General features: G+C 68.5%; 18 protein-coding genes. 13 read left to right on the top strand and 5 right to left on the bottom strand.

What is annotated here, in order from left to right:
* Positions 1-3 precede the first annotated feature (3 nt).
* The 5 genes from ACFFGH_RS33780 to rplL all read left to right on the top strand — a co-directional run bounded on the left by ACFFGH_RS33780 (position 4) and on the right by rplL (position 4,324).
* Positions 4-750 (top strand): response regulator transcription factor, encoded by a 747-nt coding sequence (locus ACFFGH_RS33780; protein WP_386677230.1) that lies wholly within the window; start codon positions 4-6, stop codon positions 748-750.
* Positions 750-2,201 carry a sensor histidine kinase gene (locus tag ACFFGH_RS33785; RefSeq protein WP_386677232.1) on the top strand — a complete coding sequence of 484 codons (1,452 nt, stop codon included), beginning with the start codon at positions 750-752 and terminating at the stop codon, positions 2,199-2,201. Before ACFFGH_RS33780 ends, ACFFGH_RS33785 begins: the two co-directional genes overlap by 1 nt.
* 89 nt (positions 2,202-2,290) lie before the next feature.
* Positions 2,291-3,136, top strand: a complete 846-nt coding sequence (locus ACFFGH_RS33790) for an NAD-dependent epimerase/dehydratase family protein (protein WP_386677234.1) — start codon at positions 2,291-2,293, stop codon at positions 3,134-3,136.
* 232 nt (positions 3,137-3,368) lie between these two features.
* Positions 3,369-3,884: a 50S ribosomal protein L10 gene (gene rplJ, locus ACFFGH_RS33795; protein ID WP_386677236.1), complete on the top strand. Its 516-nt coding sequence runs from the start codon at positions 3,369-3,371 to the stop codon at positions 3,882-3,884.
* Positions 3,885-3,928: 44 nt separating this feature from the next.
* A complete protein-coding gene (gene rplL / locus ACFFGH_RS33800) occupies positions 3,929-4,324 on the top strand; it encodes a 50S ribosomal protein L7/L12 (protein WP_386677238.1) in 396 nt (131 codons plus the stop codon).
* A 100-nt stretch (positions 4,325-4,424) separates the two neighbouring features.
* Here rplL and ACFFGH_RS33805 read toward each other — a convergent pair whose 3' ends face one another.
* From ACFFGH_RS33805 to ACFFGH_RS33825, 5 genes are all read right to left on the bottom strand, one after another.
* Positions 4,425-6,041 carry a helix-turn-helix transcriptional regulator gene (locus ACFFGH_RS33805; protein WP_386677240.1) on the bottom strand — a complete coding sequence of 539 codons (1,617 nt, stop codon included), beginning with the start codon at positions 6,039-6,041 and terminating at the stop codon, positions 4,425-4,427.
* Between the two features lie 102 nt (positions 6,042-6,143).
* Complete coding sequence (locus tag ACFFGH_RS33810) at positions 6,144-7,280, bottom strand: glycosyltransferase (RefSeq protein ID WP_386677242.1); 1,137 nt, start codon at positions 7,278-7,280, stop codon at positions 6,144-6,146.
* Complete coding sequence (locus tag ACFFGH_RS33815; RefSeq protein WP_386677244.1) at positions 7,270-8,613, bottom strand: family 1 glycosylhydrolase; 1,344 nt, start codon at positions 8,611-8,613, stop codon at positions 7,270-7,272. The genes ACFFGH_RS33810 and ACFFGH_RS33815 overlap by 11 nt, the downstream gene beginning before the upstream one ends.
* A 120-nt stretch (positions 8,614-8,733) precedes the next feature.
* Positions 8,734-8,922, bottom strand: a complete 189-nt coding sequence (locus ACFFGH_RS33820; protein WP_386677246.1) for a DUF6752 domain-containing protein — start codon at positions 8,920-8,922, stop codon at positions 8,734-8,736.
* Positions 8,919-10,463 carry an SAM-dependent methyltransferase gene (locus ACFFGH_RS33825; RefSeq protein ID WP_386677248.1) on the bottom strand — a complete coding sequence of 515 codons (1,545 nt, stop codon included), beginning with the start codon at positions 10,461-10,463 and terminating at the stop codon, positions 8,919-8,921. Before ACFFGH_RS33825 ends, ACFFGH_RS33820 begins: the two co-directional genes overlap by 4 nt.
* Before the next feature lie 194 nt (positions 10,464-10,657).
* Here ACFFGH_RS33825 and ACFFGH_RS33830 point away from each other — a divergent pair, with 194 nt between their 5' ends.
* From ACFFGH_RS33830 to ACFFGH_RS33865, 8 genes are all read left to right on the top strand, one after another.
* Positions 10,658-12,013 (top strand): ABC transporter substrate-binding protein, encoded by a 1,356-nt coding sequence (locus tag ACFFGH_RS33830; RefSeq protein ID WP_386677250.1) that lies wholly within the window; start codon positions 10,658-10,660, stop codon positions 12,011-12,013.
* 86 nt (positions 12,014-12,099) lie between these two features.
* On the top strand, positions 12,100-13,071 hold the full coding sequence (locus tag ACFFGH_RS33835; protein WP_386677252.1) for a carbohydrate ABC transporter permease: 972 nt from the start codon (positions 12,100-12,102) through the stop codon (positions 13,069-13,071).
* Positions 13,068-14,042 carry a carbohydrate ABC transporter permease gene (locus tag ACFFGH_RS33840; RefSeq protein WP_386677254.1) on the top strand — a complete coding sequence of 325 codons (975 nt, stop codon included), beginning with the start codon at positions 13,068-13,070 and terminating at the stop codon, positions 14,040-14,042. Before ACFFGH_RS33835 ends, ACFFGH_RS33840 begins: the two co-directional genes overlap by 4 nt.
* A 111-nt stretch (positions 14,043-14,153) precedes the next feature.
* On the top strand, positions 14,154-16,019 hold the full coding sequence (locus ACFFGH_RS33845; protein ID WP_386677264.1) for an ABC transporter ATP-binding protein: 1,866 nt from the start codon (positions 14,154-14,156) through the stop codon (positions 16,017-16,019).
* Between the two features lie 31 nt (positions 16,020-16,050).
* The gene (locus ACFFGH_RS33850) at positions 16,051-17,415 is read left to right on the top strand and encodes a cystathionine beta-synthase (RefSeq protein WP_386677256.1); all 1,365 of its coding nucleotides are present in this window, start codon (positions 16,051-16,053) and stop codon (positions 17,413-17,415) included.
* A gap of 67 nt (positions 17,416-17,482) precedes the next feature.
* A complete protein-coding gene (locus ACFFGH_RS33855) occupies positions 17,483-18,634 on the top strand; it encodes a cystathionine gamma-synthase (RefSeq protein ID WP_386677258.1) in 1,152 nt (383 codons plus the stop codon).
* A gap of 148 nt (positions 18,635-18,782) precedes the next feature.
* Entirely contained in the window at positions 18,783-19,814 is a 1,032-nt protein-coding gene (locus tag ACFFGH_RS33860; protein ID WP_386677260.1) for a LacI family DNA-binding transcriptional regulator, read from the top strand.
* 236 nt (positions 19,815-20,050) lie between these two features.
* A partial coding sequence (locus ACFFGH_RS33865) for a class II aldolase/adducin family protein (protein ID WP_386677262.1) occupies positions 20,051-20,507 on the top strand: 457 nt, incomplete at its 3' end.

A 20,507-nucleotide genomic window follows, 5' to 3' on the forward strand; every position in this document is an offset into this window, starting at 1 on the left:
GTCATGGCATCAGAGAACCCGGTGGCTTCTCCGCAAGCGAAGCTGACGCACGCCGACGGCCGGCCCATCCGGGCTCTCGTCGTGGACGACGAGGTGACGCTCAGCGAGCTGCTGCAGATGGCACTGCGCTACGAGGGCTGGGACGTCCGCACTGCGCCCGACGGCCAGCAGGCGCTGAAGGCGGCCCGCGAGTTCGACCCTGACGTGGTCGTGCTGGACATCATGATGCCCGACGTCGACGGGCTCGAGGTCATCCGCCGGCTGCGCGCCGATGGACGCAACATGCCCGTGCTGTTCCTGAGCGCGAAGGACTCCGTCGACGACCGGATCACCGGGCTCACCGCCGGCGGCGACGACTACGTCACCAAGCCGTTCAGCCTCGAAGAGGTCGTGGCCCGCCTTCGCGGTCTGATCCGGCGCAGCGTGCTGCTGATCGGTGAGGTGGAGAGCCCCGAGCTCCGCGTGGGGGACCTCACGCTCAACGAGGAGAGCTACGAGGTATACCGGGCCGGAACCCGCATCGAGCTGACCGCAACGGAGTTCGAGCTGCTCCGCTTCCTGATGCGCAACAACAAGCGGGTGGTCAGCAAGGCGCAGATCCTCGACCGCGTCTGGAGCTACGACTTCGGCGGGCGCGCCAGCATCGTCGAGATCTATATCTCATACCTGCGCAAGAAGATCGACGCGTTCGGTGCGCCGATGATCCACACTGTGCGCGGCGTCGGGTACATGATCAAACCCGCGGGCTGATGCAGGCGCCATGGTCGCTGCAGCGGCGGCTGATCGTCGGCATCGTCGCCGTGCTCGCCGTGCTCTTCGTCGCCGTGAGCGCCAGCACGGTGGCGCTCCTGCAGAACAGTCTCACGCAACGGCTCGACCAAGAGCTGATCCGAGCCCTTGCGCCGGCACGGTTCGTGGTCGAGCGGATCCCCCTGGACCGGCGTCCGTCCGTCTCGGAGATGGAGGACATGCTCCGCGGTCAGTCGTACGGCTCTCTCGCGGTGGTGATCCGCGACGACAGCATCCTCCGTGCGGCGTACTTCTCCGCAGGCAGCAGCTCCCTGGGCGACGAGCAACAGAGCAGGCTGTTGGCGATCACTCCTGGAAACCCGCCGAGGACCGTCCGCCTCGGCACCCTCGGTGACTACCGGCTGGCAGCGCTGGACGTCAGCGGGGACCGGCGCGTCGTCGTCGGTCTCCCGCTGCAGGAGGTGCAGGCCACCGGACTGCAGCTTGCGCTCATCATCGCCCTGCTCACGGGTGTCGGGATCCTCGCCGCAGCGGCGCTGGCCGCCGTGGTGATCCGGATCGCGCTCCGTCCGCTCGACCGGGTGGTCGCCACCGCGGTGCGGGTGTCGGAGCTGCCACTGTCACGCGGTGAGGTCTCCATCCCGGAACGGGTGCCGGCCGAGGACACCGACCCGCGCACCGAGGTGGGCCAGGTTGGGGCGGCGCTCAACCGGCTCCTCGAGCACGTCGCGACCGCGCTCAACGTCCGCCAGCGCAGCGAGAACAAGGTGCGGCAGTTCGTGTCGGACGCGAGCCACGAACTGCGCACACCACTCGCTGCGATCCGCGGATACGCCGAGCTGACCCGTCGAGGTCCGCACACCCTCCCGGACGACGTGCGCCACTCGCTCGGCCGGATCGAATCCGAGTCCATCCGCATGACGTCCCTCGTCGACGAGCTCTTGCTGCTGGCGCGGATCGATGAGGGGCGAACGCCCGACGCGAAGCCCGTCGACCTCGGGCGCCTCGTCGCCGACGCCGTGTCCGACGCCCGGGCCGCGGGTCAGGACCACCGCTGGAGACTCGATCTGCCCGAGGAGCCGGTCGCCGTGCTGGGCGACGAAGGTCAGCTGCACCAGGTCGTCGCCAACCTCCTCACCAACGCACGGGTCCACACGCCCAAGGGCACCGAGGTCGTTGCGGCGGTGGAGCGCACGCAGTCCAGCGCGGTGCTCACCATCGCGGATGACGGGCCGGGCATCCCGCCCGAGCTGCAGACCCACCTGTTCGAGCGTTTCGTGCGTGGGGATCGCTCGCGTTCGCGCAAGGCCGGGAGCACCGGTCTCGGCCTCGCGATCGTGCACGCGATCGTGGATGCGCACGATGGCACCGTCGCCGTGGAGAGCGCGCCGGGCAGAACCGTCTTCCGGATCGAGCTGCCGTCGAACGGGCTTGCGCACGCGGCGACCTGAGAACCGGCCGCCCGGCGCGCACCCGCGGCGATGGTCCCGGCAGACTTGAGTGGCCCGCACTTGCGCGGGCGGCAACGGAAGGGGCGCGGATGCGCATCGCGGTGACCGGAGGAACCGGCAAGCTCGGGCGGAACGTCGTGCGGGGACTGGCGGAGGGGGGCCATGACGTCGTGAACCTCGACCGCTTCGGGCCGGTCGGGAGTCCCGGCTTCGTGCAGGTGGACCTCACCGACTACGGCCAGGTGATCGACGCCGTGTTCGGCGTCGACGACCGTCACTCCGGCGTCGAGGCGCTGGTGCACCTTGCCGCGATCCCGTCGGGTGGGCGGCTCAGCGACGTCGCGACCTTCCAGAACAACATGCTCTCGACCTTCCATGTGTTCCAGGCGGCCCGCCGGGCCGGCATCAAGCGCATCGTCTACGCCTCGAGCGAGACGGTGCTTGGCCTGCCGTTCGAGACTCCGCCGCCCTACATCCCCGTCGACGAGGAGTATCCGGCGCGCCCGGAGAGCACCTACTCGCTGGTGAAGCACCTCGAGGAGCAGCTGGCCGTCCAGCTCGTGCGCTGGGATCCGGCGCTCAGCATCACGGCGCTGCGGTTCTCGAACGTGATGGAGCCGGAGGACTACGCCGCATTCCCGGGCTACGACGCCGACCCGCGCGCCCGCATGTGGAATCTGTGGGGATACATCGACGCCCGCGACGGAGCCCAGGCGGTGCTGAAGGCGCTGGAGACCCGTGAGCCAGGCTTCGAAGCCTTCATCATCGCCGCCGCCGACACGGTCATGTCCCGATCGAGCGCCGACCTCGCCGAGGCGGTCTTCCCGGGCACTCCGGTCACCAAGGAGCTGGGGGAGCACGAGACGATGCTGTCGATCGACAAGGCGCGGCGCCTGCTCGGGTACGAGCCGGAGCACTCCTGGCGCGACGGCTGACGCCGATTTGAGGCGGCGATCCCGATGACGTACTCTGTACGGAGCCGAAGACCGCCGGTTGTCCGCGTGCGTGCACGCAGACCGAAGCTTCACTTCTCGTGAAGGCCTGCGCAGGTGTGTGAAGTCCCTTCCCGTTCGCGGGATCGAGCTCCGTGCGCTTGCGCCGGAGCCTTTTTCTTTGTGGGGCCGGATCCGGTGGTCGTCGGAACGATGAAGACGACTAAGGAGTGCCATGGCGAACAAGGAAGCATCCGTCGCCGAGCTCACGGACCAGTTCCGGAACTCGAACGCGGCCCTGCTCACCGAGTACCGCGGGCTCACGGTGAAGCAGCTCAAGGAGCTGCGAAAGAGCATCAGTGAACACGCCACGTACGCCGTGGTGAAGAACACGCTCACGAAGATCGCGGCCAACCAGGCCGGCATCAGCTCGTTCGACGACGAGCTCGCCGGTCCTTCGGCCATCGCCTTCGTGCACGGCGACACCGTCGCCGTGGCCAAGTCGCTGCGTGACTTCGCCAAGGCGAATCCTCTGCTTGTGGTCAAGGGCGGTTACTTCGACGGTGCCGCGCTGTCCGCTGACGAGGTGACCAAGCTCGCCGACCTCGAAAGCCGCGAGGTGCTGCTGGCCAAGCTGGCCGGTGCATTCAAGGCGTCGCTGTTCGGCGCTGCCTATCTGTTCAACGCACCGCTGTCGCAGGCCGTTCGCACGGTCGACGCGCTGCGCGAGAAGCAGGAGTCCGCGAGCTAGTTCCTCGCTGGATTCGACAACGAAAGACACAAAGGAGAAAGAACATGGCCAAGCTCACCACTGACGAGCTGCTCGACGCGTTCAAGGAGCTCACCCTCATCGAGCTCTCCGAGTTCGTGAAGAAGTTCGAGGAGACCTTCGAGGTCACCGCCGCTGCCCCCGTCGCCGTCGCCGGCGCCGCGCCCGCCGCCGGTGGTGCCGGTGGCGCTGCCGAGGAGGAGGAGGAGAAGGATTCCTTCGACGTCGTGCTCGAGGCTGCCGGTGACAAGAAGATCCAGGTCATCAAGGAGGTCCGCGCGCTCACGAGCCTGGGCCTCGGCGAGGCCAAGGCCGTCGTCGACGGCGCTCCGAGCAACGTGCTCGAGGGCGTGAACAAGGAGGCCGCCGAGAAGGCGAAGGCGCAGCTCGAGGGCGCCGGCGCCACCGTCACCCTCAAGTAACACCCTGCCCCGCGGGGCAGCTTGCACCAACAGCAAAGAGGGCGTCGCTCCGAGGAGCGGCGCCCTCTTCCGTTCGGGGAATGTACGTCGGAGCTGTCGGTCAGCCGGTGAGACCGAAACTGCGAGCGCGCTCGATCGCCTCGTGCCGGTTCGATGCGCCGAGCTTCCGGTAGACGCTTCGCACCTGGGTCTTGATGGTGTTCGGTGAGACGCGGAGCTGTGCCGAGATCTGGCGCGCGCTGTGGCCCGCGATGATGTGGTTCAGGACGATGCGCTCGCGCGCGCTGAGCGGCGACACGAACTCCGCACCGCTCTGCTCGGCCGGAACCTCGAGGGACAGCTGCTCGACGAGGCGGGCGCTGTGCTCCGGCAGATCCCGCTTCCGCGCCTCAGCCAGCAGACGGCGGAGGCGCTCCGGCGGCACGCTCGCGAACGGGCGCCGCGAGTCGTTTCGCGCGGCCGCGTCCAGCGCACGGTCGAACGCGGTCGCCGCGGCGTGCACGTCGCCGAGGCCGTCGTGGGCCGCCGCCCACAGCACATCCACGTAGACATGAGTCAGCGGAGCGTGATCGTCGCCGAGGGCGATGCACGGTTCGATCGCCTCGAGCGCCGCCGTGAAGTCGCCGGCCGCGATCTCAAGCCGTGCCAGCAGCCGCTGCGGGCACAGCGCGTGATGCTCGTCCTCGTGCAGACGCGTGATCAGCTGCCGAGCCGGTCCGCCCTCCCCCTGTGTGATCAGCACGCTCGCGCGCAGCGCGTCGTGCAGCGACCGGAGCAAGCCGGGATTCTCCCAGGCGCGGAGCCCGAGCTGCATGTCCTGCAGCGCGTCGAGCGCGTCGTGCCAGCGGGCGCGGGAGGCGAGGGCCGAGGCTCGCACGAAATGTCCGAGCGGTTCGTACTCGGAGCCGTTCGCGGCATCCCACACCGCGTCGACGATCGACTCCGCCTTCTCGACGCGCCCGGCTTCCAGCTCGATCAGTGCGGCGACGACGAGGTACGGCGCCGTGCTGAGATGACCCGCGAGGACCGATTCGCCTGCATGCACGCCGGCGCGGGCGACCGCTGCGCGCGCGGCGGCGGGATGGCCGAGCAGGAACTCGAGCAGCGCGTAGCATCCGAGTCCCTCGACGTGCCCCGCCGGGTGCCAGCGGCTGGTCTCCAGACGCATTCCGTGCGTCAGCCGCGCGCGCGCCTCATCCAGTCGGCCGAGCAGCGTGAGGCAGATGCCCGACTCGACGATCGCTGCAGCCTGGAGCTCGATCGAGACGGGCAGGGCGATCCGGGCAGAGCGGGCAGCCTCCTCCGCCGTTCCGGTGCCGGCGAGCGCGGCCTCCAGCCGGCCGAGTGAGCGTGCGTTGCCTGCGCGAAGCAGTCTGCTCAGGACGAACGCCTCGGCAGGGTCGTCATCGTCCAGCAGCGCGTCGGCGGCGTCCAGATACGCGAGAGCGGTGAAGGGATTGGGGCTGAGCGTGTAGCGGTAGCTCGCGGCCAGCGCGAGCAGCGCGGAGGGATCGCTGCTCCACCGCTCGTCCGGCTGCTGCAGAATGCGGGCACGGGCGTCATCGACCTCCGTGAGCGAAAGCTCACGCCAGTCGGGTGCGGGATCGAGGATGTCCTGGGGGAGCGGTCCGCGCTTCGCGCGGCGCTTCGGTGCGGCGGCGTCCGCCGGCTCCGTTCCAGTGACATGCGACGGCATCGTCTCCGCCCCGATCGACATGGCCCCCGAAGGGGGGACGTGCGCTCACGGTACACCGGCGAGTGTTCGACCGTCGAGCGAAATGCGCAAGCGCGGGCGAATGCGCATCTCCCCGGCGGGTGCCTAGGCGCTGGCCTCCGCCGCGGAATCGGTGCCGGCGTCGTCGACGAGTCTGGGGGAGAAGACCAGCGACTCCATCCGCTCCGCGATCCGGTCCCAGTGGTTCCGCCGCATGATCCGTCTGAGCGCGTCGGACGGCGTCGACCCGGCGCGTCCGCGAAGCAGCTTGCACGCCTCGGCGAACCCCTGTGCGTCGTCCCGCAACTCCACCACGTCGTCGAAGTCCGACACGACATCCGGAACGCGGGTCGACACCACCGGCAGCCCCGAGGCAAGGTACTCGAGGGTCTTCGTCGGGCTGATCGACCGGGTGGCCTCATTCAGCGCGAATGGCATGAGCGCGACGTCGAGCTCCGCCATGTGCATGGGGAGCTTCTCGTATGGCTGCTGGCCCCAATAGGTGATGTTCGGCGCCTGCGGGAGCGTCGCTGGGTCGATCTTGATCACCGGCCCGATCATGCGGATCTCCCACTCGGGCAGCCGTTCGGCAATGCCGGCGATCAGGTCGAGGTCGAGCCGCTCGTCGAGCACGCCGACATACCCGGCTGTGGGCCGCCCGGTGCCGCGCGCGGCGCTGACCGCGGTGGAGTAATGCTCGGTGGCCACGCCGCTCGGCAGCAGCTGCGCATCGATGCGCCCCTGCTTGACGACGGACCGATGGAGCGACCGGCCGCCCGCGAACACGACGTCTGCGCGGCGGAGCGCCTGGCGCTGGCGCACGACGAGCTCGGGAGCCGCGTCCTTGAACGCGGCGAGGTCGTCCATCACGTCGTAGACGAGGGTCGTCGGTTGCAGTGCGAGTGCCGGCTCGAGTGCCAGCGGGGTGTAGATCCATACGACACGTTCGCCGCCTGGCGGTCCCACCAGCTCCGGCAGCTGCTCGATGTAGTCCGGGAGCACCTCATCGAAGAACCCGACATGCCGTTCCTGCTCAGCGATTTCCAGCCAGACGCGCGTCAGCCCGTCCGTCTGCTCGGTCACCAGGCGATTCCGCTCGACCTCACCGGCCACCTGGATCGGCTCCTCCACGAACCAGGTGGTTCGCGCTTCGCTCTTGCCGAGGCGGGAGACCAGCTGCTGGGGGCGCTGCCACACCCAGTCCCAGCGCAGGTGGGACAGGACGATGAGTTCACTTTGCATCGACGACCTTCAATTCCATCGTGGTGGTGGTCCGGGGGAGGCTGTGTCCCCGGTTCTCGGGAGGAGGCGCCTGCCACGACCAGTGCGCCATCTGAGAGCGGTAGCCGGCGAGCCAGGTCGCCACTGGCTCGGCCAGCTCGAATGCGGGCAGCTCACGTGACGGCGCCCCGATCGCGGCGGCGGAGAACGCCATCGCCATCACGGATTCCCGCCGCTCGAAGCCCTCATCGAGCCAATACACGCCGACGGGGTCGATCGAGCGATCGCAGCGGAACAGCAGCGAGTTCCAGTCGGTGGAGTCGATGAAGGGGAACCAGCACAGGCCTTCGACCGGCACACCGCGATCGGCTGCGGTCTCACACTGTTCGAGCACGTATTTCAGCCAGGTGGCGCGGTCGGCGGTGTGGCCGCGCACGTTCGTCTCGGTGACGATGCAGGGGAGCCCGTAGCGGTCGAAGTACTGCTGAATGAGATCCGCGAAGGGGATCGGGGTCGGCGTCGGCGCGGATCCTCCTTCGACGGAGAAGTTCCATTGGCAGTGGGCGTAGTAGTCGAGCCCGAGCACATCGATGAACCCGGGCTCGATGCCGAGCAGACGCTCGCCGTCCACCTCGGACAGCAGCCTCCCGACTTCGCTGGTCGAGTCGTACGGCCGGCCGAGGAACGCGTCGATCACGAGGAACCGGCGCTCGTTCGCCATGTCGGCGTAGGCCTGCCCGCTCCGATCAGACCCGGTGTGGTGTTCGCAGGTGTCGACCCAGACGTGCCGTGCGTCCGGCAGCAGCTCCCGATAGAGCCGGCTGGCCTCGGTGACAGCGGGCAGCACGTTGACGATGAGGTCGACGAAACCCTGGAGGCTCTTGTGGTACGGCGGCCAGATCCCCTCGTGCCCGCAGAGGAAGAGCGTCGAGAACGGCTCGTTGAAGAGGGTGTACTCCTCGATCCACGGATAGCGTCGCGCGAACTCCTCGGCGTAGCGAAGGTACGCCGGCCCGAAGCGTGCATCCGCGAAGCCGTCCGTCAGCCAGGCCGGGTAGCTGGTGTGGTGAACCAGATCGACGATGGGGCGGAGCCCCTCGTCCCGCAGGTGATGCAGCACCGCATCGGTCGCGGTCCAATCGAGGACGCCCTCCGTCTCCTCGATCCGGTGCCAGCGGACCGGGTAGCGAAGCCGCGTGACGCCGCTGCGCTTCAGCAGCTCGACGTCGTCGCGGAACCGGACGTCGTGCTCGGTGGTCTCGAAGATGTCCCGGTCATGGGCCGGCAGAAAGGTCGACTCGAACGCTCCGAGAATCTCGATCCGGGGGCGCTGCCCGCTGCTGTCGAATGGCATGCGCCGCCCTTTCTCGTTGTGTGCGTCGTTGGACCGAATTCCCGCAATCTGGCAATCAGCAGGCTCAGCGAGGAGCCAGGATGAACAACCGGTGAACTTCGAACATAGCGCTCGGAGGAGTCACTCGGAGAGTCCTTGCGTTCTCCCGAGCGTTTCGTAGACAATGTCCAGCAACTCCGCGGCTCTCAGATTCAGCCGCCGCGATTCGTCCAGATCGGCATCGAGCCGGGCGATCTCGGCGCGCAGTCCGGCGATCTCGGCACGCAGCTCCGCGAGTTCCGATGGGCTCGGGTCGGCGGTTTCGGTCATCGGGGGATTCTCCTCACAGTTGTCCGGGCGACGGTCGTCCCGTCCGCACCGGCCACGACCTCCTCGGGGCCGTCGGGGTGCAGCCCGTATCGGGCGAGCTGCTCGTGCAGCCGGTCCAGATCGACGTGGTGATAGTCGGTCCAGGCGTCGAGGCGTGCCGGACCATCGATCTCGACTTCGAGGAACGCGGTGCCCCCGGCGGCGAGCACGTGCCGCATCAGCAGGAGGGTCGTGTCCCAGCCGAGCGGGGGAAGGGCGTCGAAGATCTGCCTGGCGAAGACGTGGAGCGGCCCGTCCAGGTCGGCCGCGAGCTTCCGAAGCTGCACCACCTGCCGGGTGGAGTTCAGGTTCACCCGCTCATACCGGAGGCGGTCGGGAGGAAGCGAGGACTCAGATCGCGCGAACGCGAGCGCGGGCCGGCTGAAGTCGGCCGCAAGAACGCGGTGCCCCGTCGTCGCAAGATGCAGCGCGTCAGCCCCGACGCCACAGCCGAGGTCGAGCACGCCGCTTCCCGGTGGCAGCTCGGCGGCGGCCGCGAGCGCCAGCTGCGACGCCCCGGGACGCGGGCCGGTCTGCTGCTCGGCGCGGTGGCGGTCCTCCCAGTTCTCGCGGTCGACGTCGAAGTGATTCAGCCACCAGAAGAACCGGCGCGCGGCTGCCGGCGGCGTCTCGAACACGAACGCGGGATCGGGCACCGCCCAGCCCGGGCCGTAGATCGCCTCGAGCAGCTGCGACGGCTCCGCCGGCCCCGGCAGCATCCGCGCGTGCACCGGAAGGGGACGAAGCGGCAGGATCGTCACCCGGTCGGCCGGCTGCCGCGCATGGAAGGTGCCGTAGAAGACGCCGTTGCAGACGAAGTAGGTGAAGATGTCGAGATAGAACCGGTCGGCTCCGGTGCCGCCGGGGAAGAGCAGCTGCAGGTGGCCGGTCGAGTGCCGCACGATCTCGTACCCGTGCTCGGCCAGCAGCCGCTCGAGGGCGAAGCTCTCGAGCGCGACATCGGACGGATTGCCGTGGCGGCTGAGATACGCGAGGTCTGCATCGTCGTCGGAGGGAAGGATCCTGCCATCGCGGACGGGACCGAGCAGCGTCCCGCCGGTGACGAACAGGTCGAGCCCTGCCCGCTCGGACACCAGCCGCATGAGCCGCTCGACCTCGTCGAACACCTCGTCGAGCAGTGCCGGGTCCCGGCCCTCGAACGATCGGGCGACGCGTCCCCATTTGTTGACCACCAGCGGCACACCGGTGCCCGGCTCCGTGAGGGCGAACTCATCGTCGCTGGCATCGAACTGCACGATGGCCTCCGCGACCACGATGCCCGCGGTCTGCACCGTGACCGTCGCCCGCCCCGTCAGCCGCTCGGCGAGCGCCGGGGGCCAGGGCACACCGAGGGCCGCGGTCTCGCCGACGGCACCGATGTCGGGTGCCCGGAACGTCCAGACGCGCCGGCCCGCCAGGAGCACGGCGAGCACGGTCCCCGGCGCGAAGGCGGGGCCGGTGAGCGTCAGTCGCTCGGTGTCTGCTGAGATGAGGTGGGTCATGGGCGGATTCCGGCTCAGCATAGGTGCGCGGGCGACCGGCTGACGACCTCAGGGCGACTTCATAACGATCCGGCGACAAGGCTGAGGGATTGCTCCCGCGAGTTGTTCGGACCGATCGTCGCGCAATAGCGTGGCTGGAAGCGCTTGCGGGAATCCGTTCGTGCTGCTTACCACTCTCAATGAGGAGGAGACAGATGAAATCCATCTTGCACCGCCGCCTACTCGCCTCGGTCGCCGCAGCAGGCGTCGCCGGGCTCGCGCTTGCCGGCTGTACCGGCGACATCGAGAACGGCGGTGGAGGCGCCGGCGGCGACGCCGACTGCGCCGACTACGAGCAGTACGGGACGTTCGACGGCGCCGAGGTGACCATCTCCGGCACCATCGTCGAGGTCGAGGCGGACCGCCTGATCGCATCGTGGGCGGACTTCGAGGAGTGCACTGGGATCGAGGTCGAGTACCAGGGCACGCAGGAGTTCGAGGCCAACATCGAGGTGCTGGCACAGGGCGGCAACGCGCCCGACCTCGGCATCTTCCCGCAGCCGGGTCTGTTCCAGCGGCTTGCGCGCGGAGGCCACTTCGTCGAGCCGTCCGCGGACACGCAGGCGAACGTCGACGAGTTCTGGTCCGAGGACTGGAAGGGCTACGGCACGGTCGACGGCACCTTCTACGGCGCACCGCTGATGGCGTCCATCAAGGGCTACGTCTGGTACTCCCCGGCTGAGTTCGAGGAGAACGGCTGGGAGATCCCGACCACCCTCGACGAGCTGGACGCACTGTCGCAGCAGATCGCCGCGGACAGCGGGCACAAGCCGTGGTGCATCGGCCTCGGCTCGGACGCCGCAACCGGCTGGCCCGCGACCGACTGGATCGAGGACTTCGTCCTTCGCATGCACGGTCCGGAGGTCTACGACCAGTGGATCGCGCACGAGATCCCGTTCAACGACCCGCAGATCGTCGAGGCGTTCGACGCCGTCGGTGACTACATCAAGAACGACGACTACGTGAACGGCGGCCTCGGCGATGTCCGCTCGCAGCTGTCCGTGCCGTTCGGCGAGGGCGGCCTGCCGATCCTCGAGGGCGAGTGCTCCCTGCACCACCAGGCCTCCTTCTACGAGGGCTTCTGGGGCGAGGGCGTGACGGTTGCCGAGGACGGCGACGTCTGGGCGTTCCTCACCCCGCCGGTCAACGCGGATGACCCGCAGGCCGTCACCGGTGGTGGCGAGATCGTCGGTGCGTTCGACGACCGCGAAGAGGTGCAGGCATTCCAGACCTACCTCGCCAGCGACACCTGGGCGAACAACCGGGTGGCTGAGGGCGGCGTGATCAGCGCCAACAGCGGTCTGGACCCGTCGGTGGCGTCGAGCGACCTGCTGGTGCAGTCGATCGAGATCCTCCAGAACCCGGAGACGACGTTCCGGTTCGACGCCTCGGACCTCATGCCGGGCGCCGTCGGTGCCGACTCCTTCTTCCGCGGCATCGTCGACTGGATCGGCGGCGCAGAGACGCAGGAAGTCGTCGACGAGATCGAGTCCAGCTGGCCCGCCGAGTAACGACGGACCAATAGAGTGGGGCGGGGACCGTGTTTCGGCGCGGTCCCCGTCCCTAGCTCTTTCAACGACGAAGGAGGACTTCCGGCATGACGACGCGCGATCTCATCGAGAAGATCGTCCAGGTGGGTCTCGGGCTCGCGGTGTTCATCGCGATCATCGGGCTGATCATGTTCCTGGTCGACAAGGCACCGAAGCGCGGGCGGGACTTCGCCCAGCTGCTCGCGTTCCTGGCCCCCGCGATGATTCTCCTCGCGATCGGCCTCATCTATCCCGCGATCCGCACGAGCCTGCTGGCGTTCACCAACCGCGCCGGCGCATGGGTCGGGCTCGACAACTTCATCTGGATGTTCACTCAGCCGGATGCCCTCATCACGCTGCGCAACACCCTGATCTGGGTCGTGCTGGTGCCGCTGCTGTCCACGGTCATCGGCCTGGCGTACGCGGTGTTCATCGACAAGTCCCGCGGTGAGAAGTACTTCAAGGCCCTCGTCTTCATGCCGATGGCCATCTCGTTCGTCGGCGCAAGCATCATCTGGCGGTTCGTCTACGAGTACCGGCAGCCCGGCGACCCGCAGATCGGCGCGCTGAACGCGCTGGTGACCACGTTCGGCGGCGAGCCGCAGCGCTGGCTGCAGGAGCCTCCGCTCAACACATTCCTGCTCATCATCGTGATGATCTGGATTCAGACCGGGTTCGCGATGGTCGTGCTCTCCGCGTCCATCAAGGGCATCCCGACGGAGCAGATCGAGGCCGCGCAGCTCGACGGGACCAACGCCTGGCAGCGCTTCCGCAACGTGACCCTTCCGGGCATCCGCGGTTCGCTCGTGGTGGTGGTCACCACCATCTCCATCGCCACGCTGAAGGTCTTCGACATCGTCCGCACCATGACCGCCGGCAACTTCGACACGAGCGTGGTCGCGAACGAGATGTACACGCAGGCTTTCCGTGCCGGTGAGCCTGGTCGCGGTTCCGCACTGGCACTGATCCTGTTCCTGATGGTGCTGCCCATCGTCATCTACAACGTGAGAGTCATGCGCAAGCAGAGGGAGATCCGATGACGTCGACCACCCCCGCCGCCGCAATGCTCGGAACCGGGGGCGAGGCCCGGGTCGAGGACACGCCGAAGCGGAAGCGGGTGAAGCAGCGCCTGACCTCGAGGACGGCGACGATCGCATCGCTCATCATCGCGGTCCTCTGGACGCTGCCCACCTTCGGCCTCCTCGTCTCCTCCTTCCGGCCGAGGGAGCAGATCCTCGAGAACGGCTGGTGGACGATCTTCGCGAACCCCGGCTTCACACTGGAGAACTACCGGGAGGTGCTGCTCTCCGCGTCGGCGTCGTCTCCCCAGCTGGGTGAGTACTTCGTCAACTCGCTGGCGATCGCGATCCCGGCGACCGTGTTCCCACTGGTCCTCGCCGCGATGGCGGCGTACGCGTTCGCGTGGATCAAGTTCAAGGGCGCCAACACACTGTTCATCTTCGTGTTCGCGCTGCAGATCGTGCCCCTGCAGATGGCACTGATCCCGCTGCTGTCGATGTTCACCCAGTTCCTGCAGCCGGCGCAGGAGGCGGTGAACGACGCCCTGCCGTTCATTCCCGTGAGCAACTTCCTGCAGATTTGGCTGGCGCACACGATCTTCGCGCTGCCGCTGGCGATCTTCCTGCTGCACAACTTCATCTCGGAGATCCCCGGTGAGGTGATCGAAGCGGCCCGCGTGGACGGCGCGAGCCACAGCCAGGTGTTCTGGCGGATCATCCTGCCGCTCGCGATGCCGGCGCTCGCGTCGTTCGCGATCTTCCAGTTCCTGTGGGTGTGGAACGACCTGCTGGTGGCGCTGATCTTCTCCGGCGGCACGTCAGAGGCGGCGCCGCTGACCCAGCGATTGGCGGAGCTCACCGGAAGCCGGGGGCAGGAGTGGCAGCGGCTGACGGCCGCGGCGTTCGTGTCGCTGGCGATCCCCCTGGTGGTGTTCTTCAGCCTGCAGCGGTACTTCGTGCGCGGCCTCCTGGCCGGTTCAACGAAGGGCTAGGCTCGAGGACTTCGGCCCGGCCGCCCCCCAAGGGCGACCGGGCCGTTTCCGCTGCCCGCGAAGCCCCCGGTTCAGGTCGGCGGCGACCGCTAGGGTCGGGCTGTGAGCGGGATGCATGGCGGCGGCGGGCGCGGGATGCGCGTCGGCAGCGGTGACGCCGAAGCGCAGCGGCAGCTGAATGCCGAGGCGCCGAAGGTGCCGCACCTGCTGCGGCGGATCGGCGGGCTGTTCTCCGGGCACAAGGTCGCTCTCACCGTCACGATCGTGCTCGTGCTGATCTCCGCCGGACTGAGCGTGATCCCGCCGCTGCTGACGCAGCGGGCCTTCGACGAGGGGCTGTTCCCACCCGACGGCTCCCCGAACATCCCGGTGCTGGTGCAGCTCGTGACCCTGATGGTGGTGCTCTGGGCCGCCTCCGCGGCACTCGGGGTGTGGCAGACCTACCTCACCGCAAGTGTCGGCAACAAGGTGATGGGGAACCTGCGCATCCGGCTGTTCCGGCACCTGCAGCGCATGGAGCTCGCATTCTTCACCCGCACCAAGACCGGCGTCATCCAGTCCCGGCTGCAGAACGACGTCGGCGGTGTCGCGGGGGTGCTCAGCAACACCATCTCGAGCGTTATCGGCAACACCGTCACGGTGATCGCGGCGCTCGTGGCGATGATCCTGCTCAGCTGGCAGCTGACCCTCGTCTCCGTGCTGCTGCTGCCGGTGCTCGTGATCGCACAGCGCAAGGTCGGTCAGGTGCGGGCGCGCATCGCCACCAAGACGCAGGAGTCGCTGTCCGAGATGACCGCCATCACGCAGGAGTCCCTGAGCGTGAGCGGCATCCTGCTGGCGAAGAGCTTCACCCAGGAGGAGACGGAGCTCGGCCGGTATCGCGACGAGAACGCCACGCAGATCGGGCTGCAGGTGCGGCTGCAGATGAGCGGCCAGTGGTTCTTCGCGATGGTGAGCATCTTCCTCTCGGTGATCCCGGCGATCATCTACCTCGTCGCCGCGTGGCTGATCCTGGGAGGGGTCGAGGTGACCGCCGGCACGCTCGTCGCATTCACGACGGTGCAGGCCCGGCTCACCTTCCCCCTGATGGGCCTGCTGCGCGTCGCGCTCGACCTGCAGACCTCCGCCGCGCTGTTCGCCCGCATCTTCGAGTACCTCGACCTCGTGCCGCGGATCGTGGACAAGCCGGATGCCAAGCCGGCGGACGCCTCGCGCCTCGGCCGGGTGGAGTTCGACTCCGTGAGCTTCCGCTACCCGGACTCAGCCGGCGACTCGACGCCCATCCTCGACGACGTCTCCTTCACCATCGAACCGGGAGAGCACGTCGCCTTCGTCGGTCCGTCCGGCGCCGGGAAGACGACCATCTCCTACCTCGTGCCCCGCCTCTTCGACGCCTCCGGCGGCCGGGTCCTGTTCGCGGGCGACGACGTGCGCGACCTGCAGCTGAAGTCTCTGATCGGGAACATCGGCATCGTCAGCCAGGAGACGTACCTGTTCCACGCGACCATCGCCGACAACCTCCGCTACGCGAAACCCGACGCCACCGATGAGGAGCTGGAGCGGGCGGCACGCGCGGCGAACATCCACGACACGATCGCGCGATTCCCCGACGGGTACGCGACGGTGGTGGGGGAGCGGGGCTACCGGCTGAGCGGCGGTGAGAAGCAGCGCGTCGCCATCGCGAGGGTGCTGCTCAAGGATCCCGCCGTGCTGATCCTGGACGAGGCGACGAGCGCGCTCGACACCATGTCCGAGCGGGTGGTGCAGGCAGCGCTGGACTCCGCGGCCCGCGGGCGCACCACCATCGCCATCGCCCACCGGCTCTCCACCGTCGTCGACGCCGATACGATCTTCGTTCTCGACCGGGGCCGGATCGTGGAGCGCGGAACGCACGACGAGCTGCTCGGCGCCGACGGCGTGTACGCCCGGCTGTTCCGGCAGCAGATCGGCGCGAGGGCGGTCCAGGGCACCCCGTAACACCCAGTACAGCGCTGTTAGCCTGAGCCCGATGAATTACGCAGCTTCCGTGCTCGACCTGGTCGGGAACACGCCGCTGGTGCGCCTGAACAGCGTGACGAAGGGCTTGGCGCCCACGATTCTGGTCAAGGTCGAGTACCTGAATCCGGGCGGGTCGGCGAAGGACCGGATCGCCGTCCGGATCATCGAGGCCGCCGAGCGTGAGGGCAAGCTGAAGCCCGGCGGAACCATCGTCGAGCCGACCAGCGGGAACACCGGCGTCGGGCTCGCCCTCGTGGCACAGCAGCGCGGCTACCGCTGCGTGTTCGTCGTGCCCGACAAGGTCGGCCAGGACAAGCGGAACGTGCTCACCGCATACGGTGCGGAGGTCGTCGTGACGCCCACGGCCGTGGCGCCCGACAGCCCCGAGTCGTACTACAGCGTCTCCGACCGGCTCGCTCGCGAGATCCCCGGCGCCTTCAAGCCGGACCAGTACTCCAACCCGAACGGCCCGCTCAGCCACTACGAGACCACGGGTCCCGAGATCTGGCGTGACACCGACGGGAAGCTCACCCACTTCGTCGCCGGCGTCGGCACCGGCGGCACGATCAGCGGAGCCGGGAAGTACCTCAAGGAGGTCTCCGGAGGAAGCGTGCGCGTGATCGGAGCCGACCCGGAGGGGTCGGTCTACTCCGGCGGCACCGGCCGGCCGTACCTGGTCGAGGGCGTCGGTGAGGACTTCTGGCCGAGCGCATACGACCCGAGCGTCGTCGACGAGATCATCGCGGCATCGGATGCGGAGTCGTTCTCCATGACCCGTCGCCTCGCGCGCGAGGAGGGTCTCCTGGTCGGCGGCTCGAGCGGCATGGCCGTGGCCGCCGCGCTCAAAGCCGCGAACGACCTCAGCGCCGACGATCTGATGGTGATCCTGCTGCCGGACGGCGGCCGCGGGTACCTCGGCAAGGTCTTCAACGACGAGTGGATGAAGGCGCACGGGTTCGCGGAAGGTGCCGACCAGCGCACCGTGGCTGACGCGCTGAATGCGAAGTCCGGCCGGATGCCCGAGCTGGTGCACGCCCGTCCGGCCGAGACGGTCCGGGACGCCATTCACACAATGGCGAGGTACGGGGTCTCCCAGCTGCCGGTGCTGTCAGCCGAGCCGCCGGTCGTTCTGGGCGAAGTGCTGGGGTCGGTCGACGAGCGCTCGCTGCTCGAGGCACTGTCCAGCGGAACGGCGAAGCCGGCCGATCCGGTGGCCGCGTTCATCGGCGCACCGCTGCCGATGATCGGTGGGCGGGAGTCCATCGAGGATGCGAGTCGCGCGCTCAGCTCGTCCGATGCGCTGCTCGTCACCGAGGACGGGAAGCCGGTCGGCGTGCTGACCCGGCACGACCTGCTCGCCTTCATCTCGGAATAGTCCCGGGCCGCGCCGGTTGGACCGGGCGCCCCCCCGAACGCTCAAGACCGCTGGAAAAGGAGCTGCAGTGCCCGGATTCTCAACCCGCGCCATCCATGACGGGTCCGACTTCGACCCGACGACCGGGGCGGTCGTGCCGCCGGTCTACCTGACCTCGACCTTCGTGCAGGACGGGATCGGCGGACTGCGCGAGGGCTACGAGTACGCACGCGCCGGCAACCCGACCCGCGACTCGCTGCAGACGCTTCTCGCGTCGCTCGAAGGCGGCGCCTCCGCGCTGAGCTTCGCGTCGGGGCTCGCCGCCGAGGACGCGCTGCTGCGTGCGGTGCTCCAGCCCGGCGACCGGGTCCTCATGACCAACGACGTGTACGGCGGCACCCACCGCCTGGTGAACCGGCTGTATGTGCCGTGGGGCATCGGCCTGTCGACCGTCGAGATGAGCGATCTGGACGCTGTGCGGGCCGAGCTCGCGGCTGGGGTGCGGGTGCTGTGGGTCGAGACGCCAAGCAACCCGCTGATGAAGATCAGCGACATCGCCGCGCTGGCGAAGCTCGGCCACGAGCACGGCGCGCTGGTCGTGGTGGACAACACCTTCGCGTCGCCGTATCTGCAGCAGCCGCTCGCGCTCGGCGCCGACGTGGTGGTGCACTCCACGACCAAGTACCTCGGCGGGCACTCGGATGTCGTCGGCGGCGCGGTCGTGCTGAGTGACGAGGAACTGGCCGGGAAGGTGAAGTTCGTGCAGTTCGGCGGGGGAGCGGTCTCCGGGCCGCTCGACGCCTGGCTGACGGTTCGGGGGATCAAGACCCTGGCGGTGCGCATGGAACGGCACTCGTCGAACGCGCTCGCCGTGGCACAGGCCCTGGAGGCGCACGACGCCGTGGAGCGGGTGTACTACCCGGGCCTGGACTCCCACCCCGGCCACGAGCTGGCGGCCCGGCAGATGCGCGGCTTCGGCGGGATGCTGTCGGTGCAGCTCGCGGGCGGCGCCGCTGCGGCGCGGAGCTTCGCGGAGTCGACGAAGCTGTTCCAGCTGGCGGAGTCGCTCGGCGGCGTCGAGTCGCTCATCGGCTACCCCGCCGAGATGACGCACGCGTCCGTGGCTGGGACCGAGCTGGCTGTTCCCGAGAACCTGGTGCGACTCTCGGTCGGCATCGAGGACGCCGACGACCTCGTCGTCGACGTTCTGGAGGCGCTCGACTCGCTCGCCGCGCGCTGAGCCGCCCCTGCGGGTGCTGCGTGGATCGGTCTGACCGTCTGGCTCGGCCCGCTCCGGCTGTTCGCCCGCCCGCCACATGCTGTTTCCCGGCGACCGGCATAATGAGACCCAGCGCCATGTGAACGTGCGCATGAGGATGGACTGCATCGTGGAGCCGGAACGAGTTCGCAACCCGAACATCCGGGATGTCGCGCGCCTCGCCGGGGTCTCGTACCAGACCGTCTCGAGAGTGCTGAACGACTCTCCCCGTATCAAGGACTCCACCCGTCAGCGCGTGCTCGAGGTGATCTCCGAGGTGGGCTACCGGCCGAACCAGGCCGCTCGGGCGCTCGTCACCAGCCGCTCCCGCACGATCGGCGTGCTTGCCGCCCAGAGCGCGCACTACGGGCCGACCACCGCCCTCTATGCCATCGAGGTGGCCGCCCGCGAAGCCGGGTACCGCCTGAGCATCACGAGCACGAGCTCCGGCGACTACGCCTCCATCCGAGCGAGCCTCGACTATCTGATGAGCCAGTCGATCGAGGCGCTTGTGGTGATCGCGCCCCAGGCGCGGGTGTACGACGCGATCGCGGAGCTCTCGATCGGTGTGCCGTTCGTGACGCTCGAGTCGAGCGGCCGCGACATCGGCCACAGCATCTCGGTCGACCAGACGAGCGGTGCGCGCCTCGCGATCCGGCACCTCATCGAGCTCGGGCACACCGAGATCGTGCACATCGCCGGTCCGCAGGACTGGATCGAGGCGGAGTCCAGGATGCAGGGCTACCTGCAGGAGATGACCGAGGCGGAATTGCGACTCCGGGCGCCGGTCCTGGGTGACTGGACGGCGCATTTCGGGTACTACGCCGGCCTCGAGCTGCTGCGCTACCAGGATTTCACCGCGATCTTCACCGCCAACGATCACATGGCCCTAGGGTTGATGCACGCCTGTCGCGACTCCGGCCTCGACGTCCCGGGCGATATCAGCATCGTCGGGTTCGACGACGTTCCGGAGGCCGTGCACTTCTCGCCTCCGCTCACGACGGTCCGGCAGAACTTCGCGGACATCGGCCGGCGTGCGGTGAGCATCCTCATGGCCGAGCTCAGCGGCGACGGCGACGCCGACCATGCGCCGATCCCCGCGGACCTGGTCGTCCGCGCCTCGACCGCGCCACCTCGGCCGGGTGCGATCGCCGGATTCTGAGGCGCCCCGAAGGGGCCGTTATCGGCCCGTGATCTGTTTCAGCAGATTCTGTGTTGACAAATGTGACCGTTTCGCATGTAACCTGTGGCGAGGCGATGTGAACGGTCACACTTCACCGCCACCGGATCTCTCGCGATACGCCCTGAACTGACGATGGAGTCGAGCATGCAGCACGCAGCGTCACGAGCGCAGGGAGCCCGCGTCGCACTCGGCGCCTCCGTCGAGGCGGCTCGCGCATGAGCGCGTTCAGTCCGGAGGTGCAGGTCGCCATCGCGCGCACCCGCGATGAGGTGGCGGGGCTGCATGGGGAGCTGGTGCGGTATTCGCTGGTGATCTGGACGGGTGGGAACGTGTCGGGTCGGGTGCCTGGGGCGGACCTGTTCGTGATCAAGCCGAGCGGGGTCTCCTACGGCGATCTGGCGCCGGACAACATGATCCTCTGCGATCTGGACGGGACGGTGATCGCGGACACCCCGGGGTCGGAGCGGAGCCCGTCCAGCGACACGGCGGCGCACGCGTATGTGTACCGGAACATGCCGGAGGTCGGGGGGGTGGTGCACACCCATTCGACGTATGCGACGGCGTGGGCGGCTCGCGGCGAGGCGGTGCCGTGTGTGATCACCGGGCAGGCGGATGAGTTCGGTGGGGAGATCCCGGTGGGTCCGTTCGCGATCATCGGGGACGACTCGATCG

The sequence above is a fragment of the Lysobacter korlensis genome, assembly GCF_042434515.1.

Excerpts from the sequence above, each read along its gene's own strand:
- ACFFGH_RS33835 (WP_386677252.1), top strand. The coding sequence starts at position 12,100 with ATGACGACGCGCGATCTCATCGAGAAGATCGTCCAGGTGGGTCTCGGG.
- ACFFGH_RS33790 (WP_386677234.1), top strand. The coding sequence starts at position 2,291 with ATGCGCATCGCGGTGACCGGAGGAACCGGCAAGCTCGGGCGGAACGTC.
- ACFFGH_RS33815 (WP_386677244.1), bottom strand. The coding sequence starts at position 8,613 with ATGCCATTCGACAGCAGCGGGCAGCGCCCCCGGATCGAGATTCTCGGA.
- ACFFGH_RS33825 (WP_386677248.1), bottom strand. The coding sequence starts at position 10,463 with ATGACCCACCTCATCTCAGCAGACACCGAGCGACTGACGCTCACCGGC.
- rplL (WP_386677238.1), top strand. The coding sequence starts at position 3,929 with ATGGCCAAGCTCACCACTGACGAGCTGCTCGACGCGTTCAAGGAGCTC.
- ACFFGH_RS33820 (WP_386677246.1), bottom strand. The coding sequence starts at position 8,922 with ATGACCGAAACCGCCGACCCGAGCCCATCGGAACTCGCGGAGCTGCGT.
- rplJ (WP_386677236.1), top strand. The coding sequence starts at position 3,369 with ATGGCGAACAAGGAAGCATCCGTCGCCGAGCTCACGGACCAGTTCCGG.
- ACFFGH_RS33840 (WP_386677254.1), top strand. The coding sequence starts at position 13,068 with ATGACGTCGACCACCCCCGCCGCCGCAATGCTCGGAACCGGGGGCGAG.
- ACFFGH_RS33785 (WP_386677232.1), top strand. The coding sequence starts at position 750 with ATGCAGGCGCCATGGTCGCTGCAGCGGCGGCTGATCGTCGGCATCGTC.
- ACFFGH_RS33845 (WP_386677264.1), top strand. The coding sequence starts at position 14,154 with ATGCATGGCGGCGGCGGGCGCGGGATGCGCGTCGGCAGCGGTGACGCC.
- ACFFGH_RS33810 (WP_386677242.1), bottom strand. The coding sequence starts at position 7,280 with ATGCAAAGTGAACTCATCGTCCTGTCCCACCTGCGCTGGGACTGGGTG.
- ACFFGH_RS33830 (WP_386677250.1), top strand. The coding sequence starts at position 10,658 with ATGAAATCCATCTTGCACCGCCGCCTACTCGCCTCGGTCGCCGCAGCA.
- ACFFGH_RS33780 (WP_386677230.1), top strand. The coding sequence starts at position 4 with ATGGCATCAGAGAACCCGGTGGCTTCTCCGCAAGCGAAGCTGACGCAC.
- ACFFGH_RS33850 (WP_386677256.1), top strand. The coding sequence starts at position 16,051 with ATGAATTACGCAGCTTCCGTGCTCGACCTGGTCGGGAACACGCCGCTG.
- ACFFGH_RS33805 (WP_386677240.1), bottom strand. The coding sequence starts at position 6,041 with ATGTCGATCGGGGCGGAGACGATGCCGTCGCATGTCACTGGAACGGAG.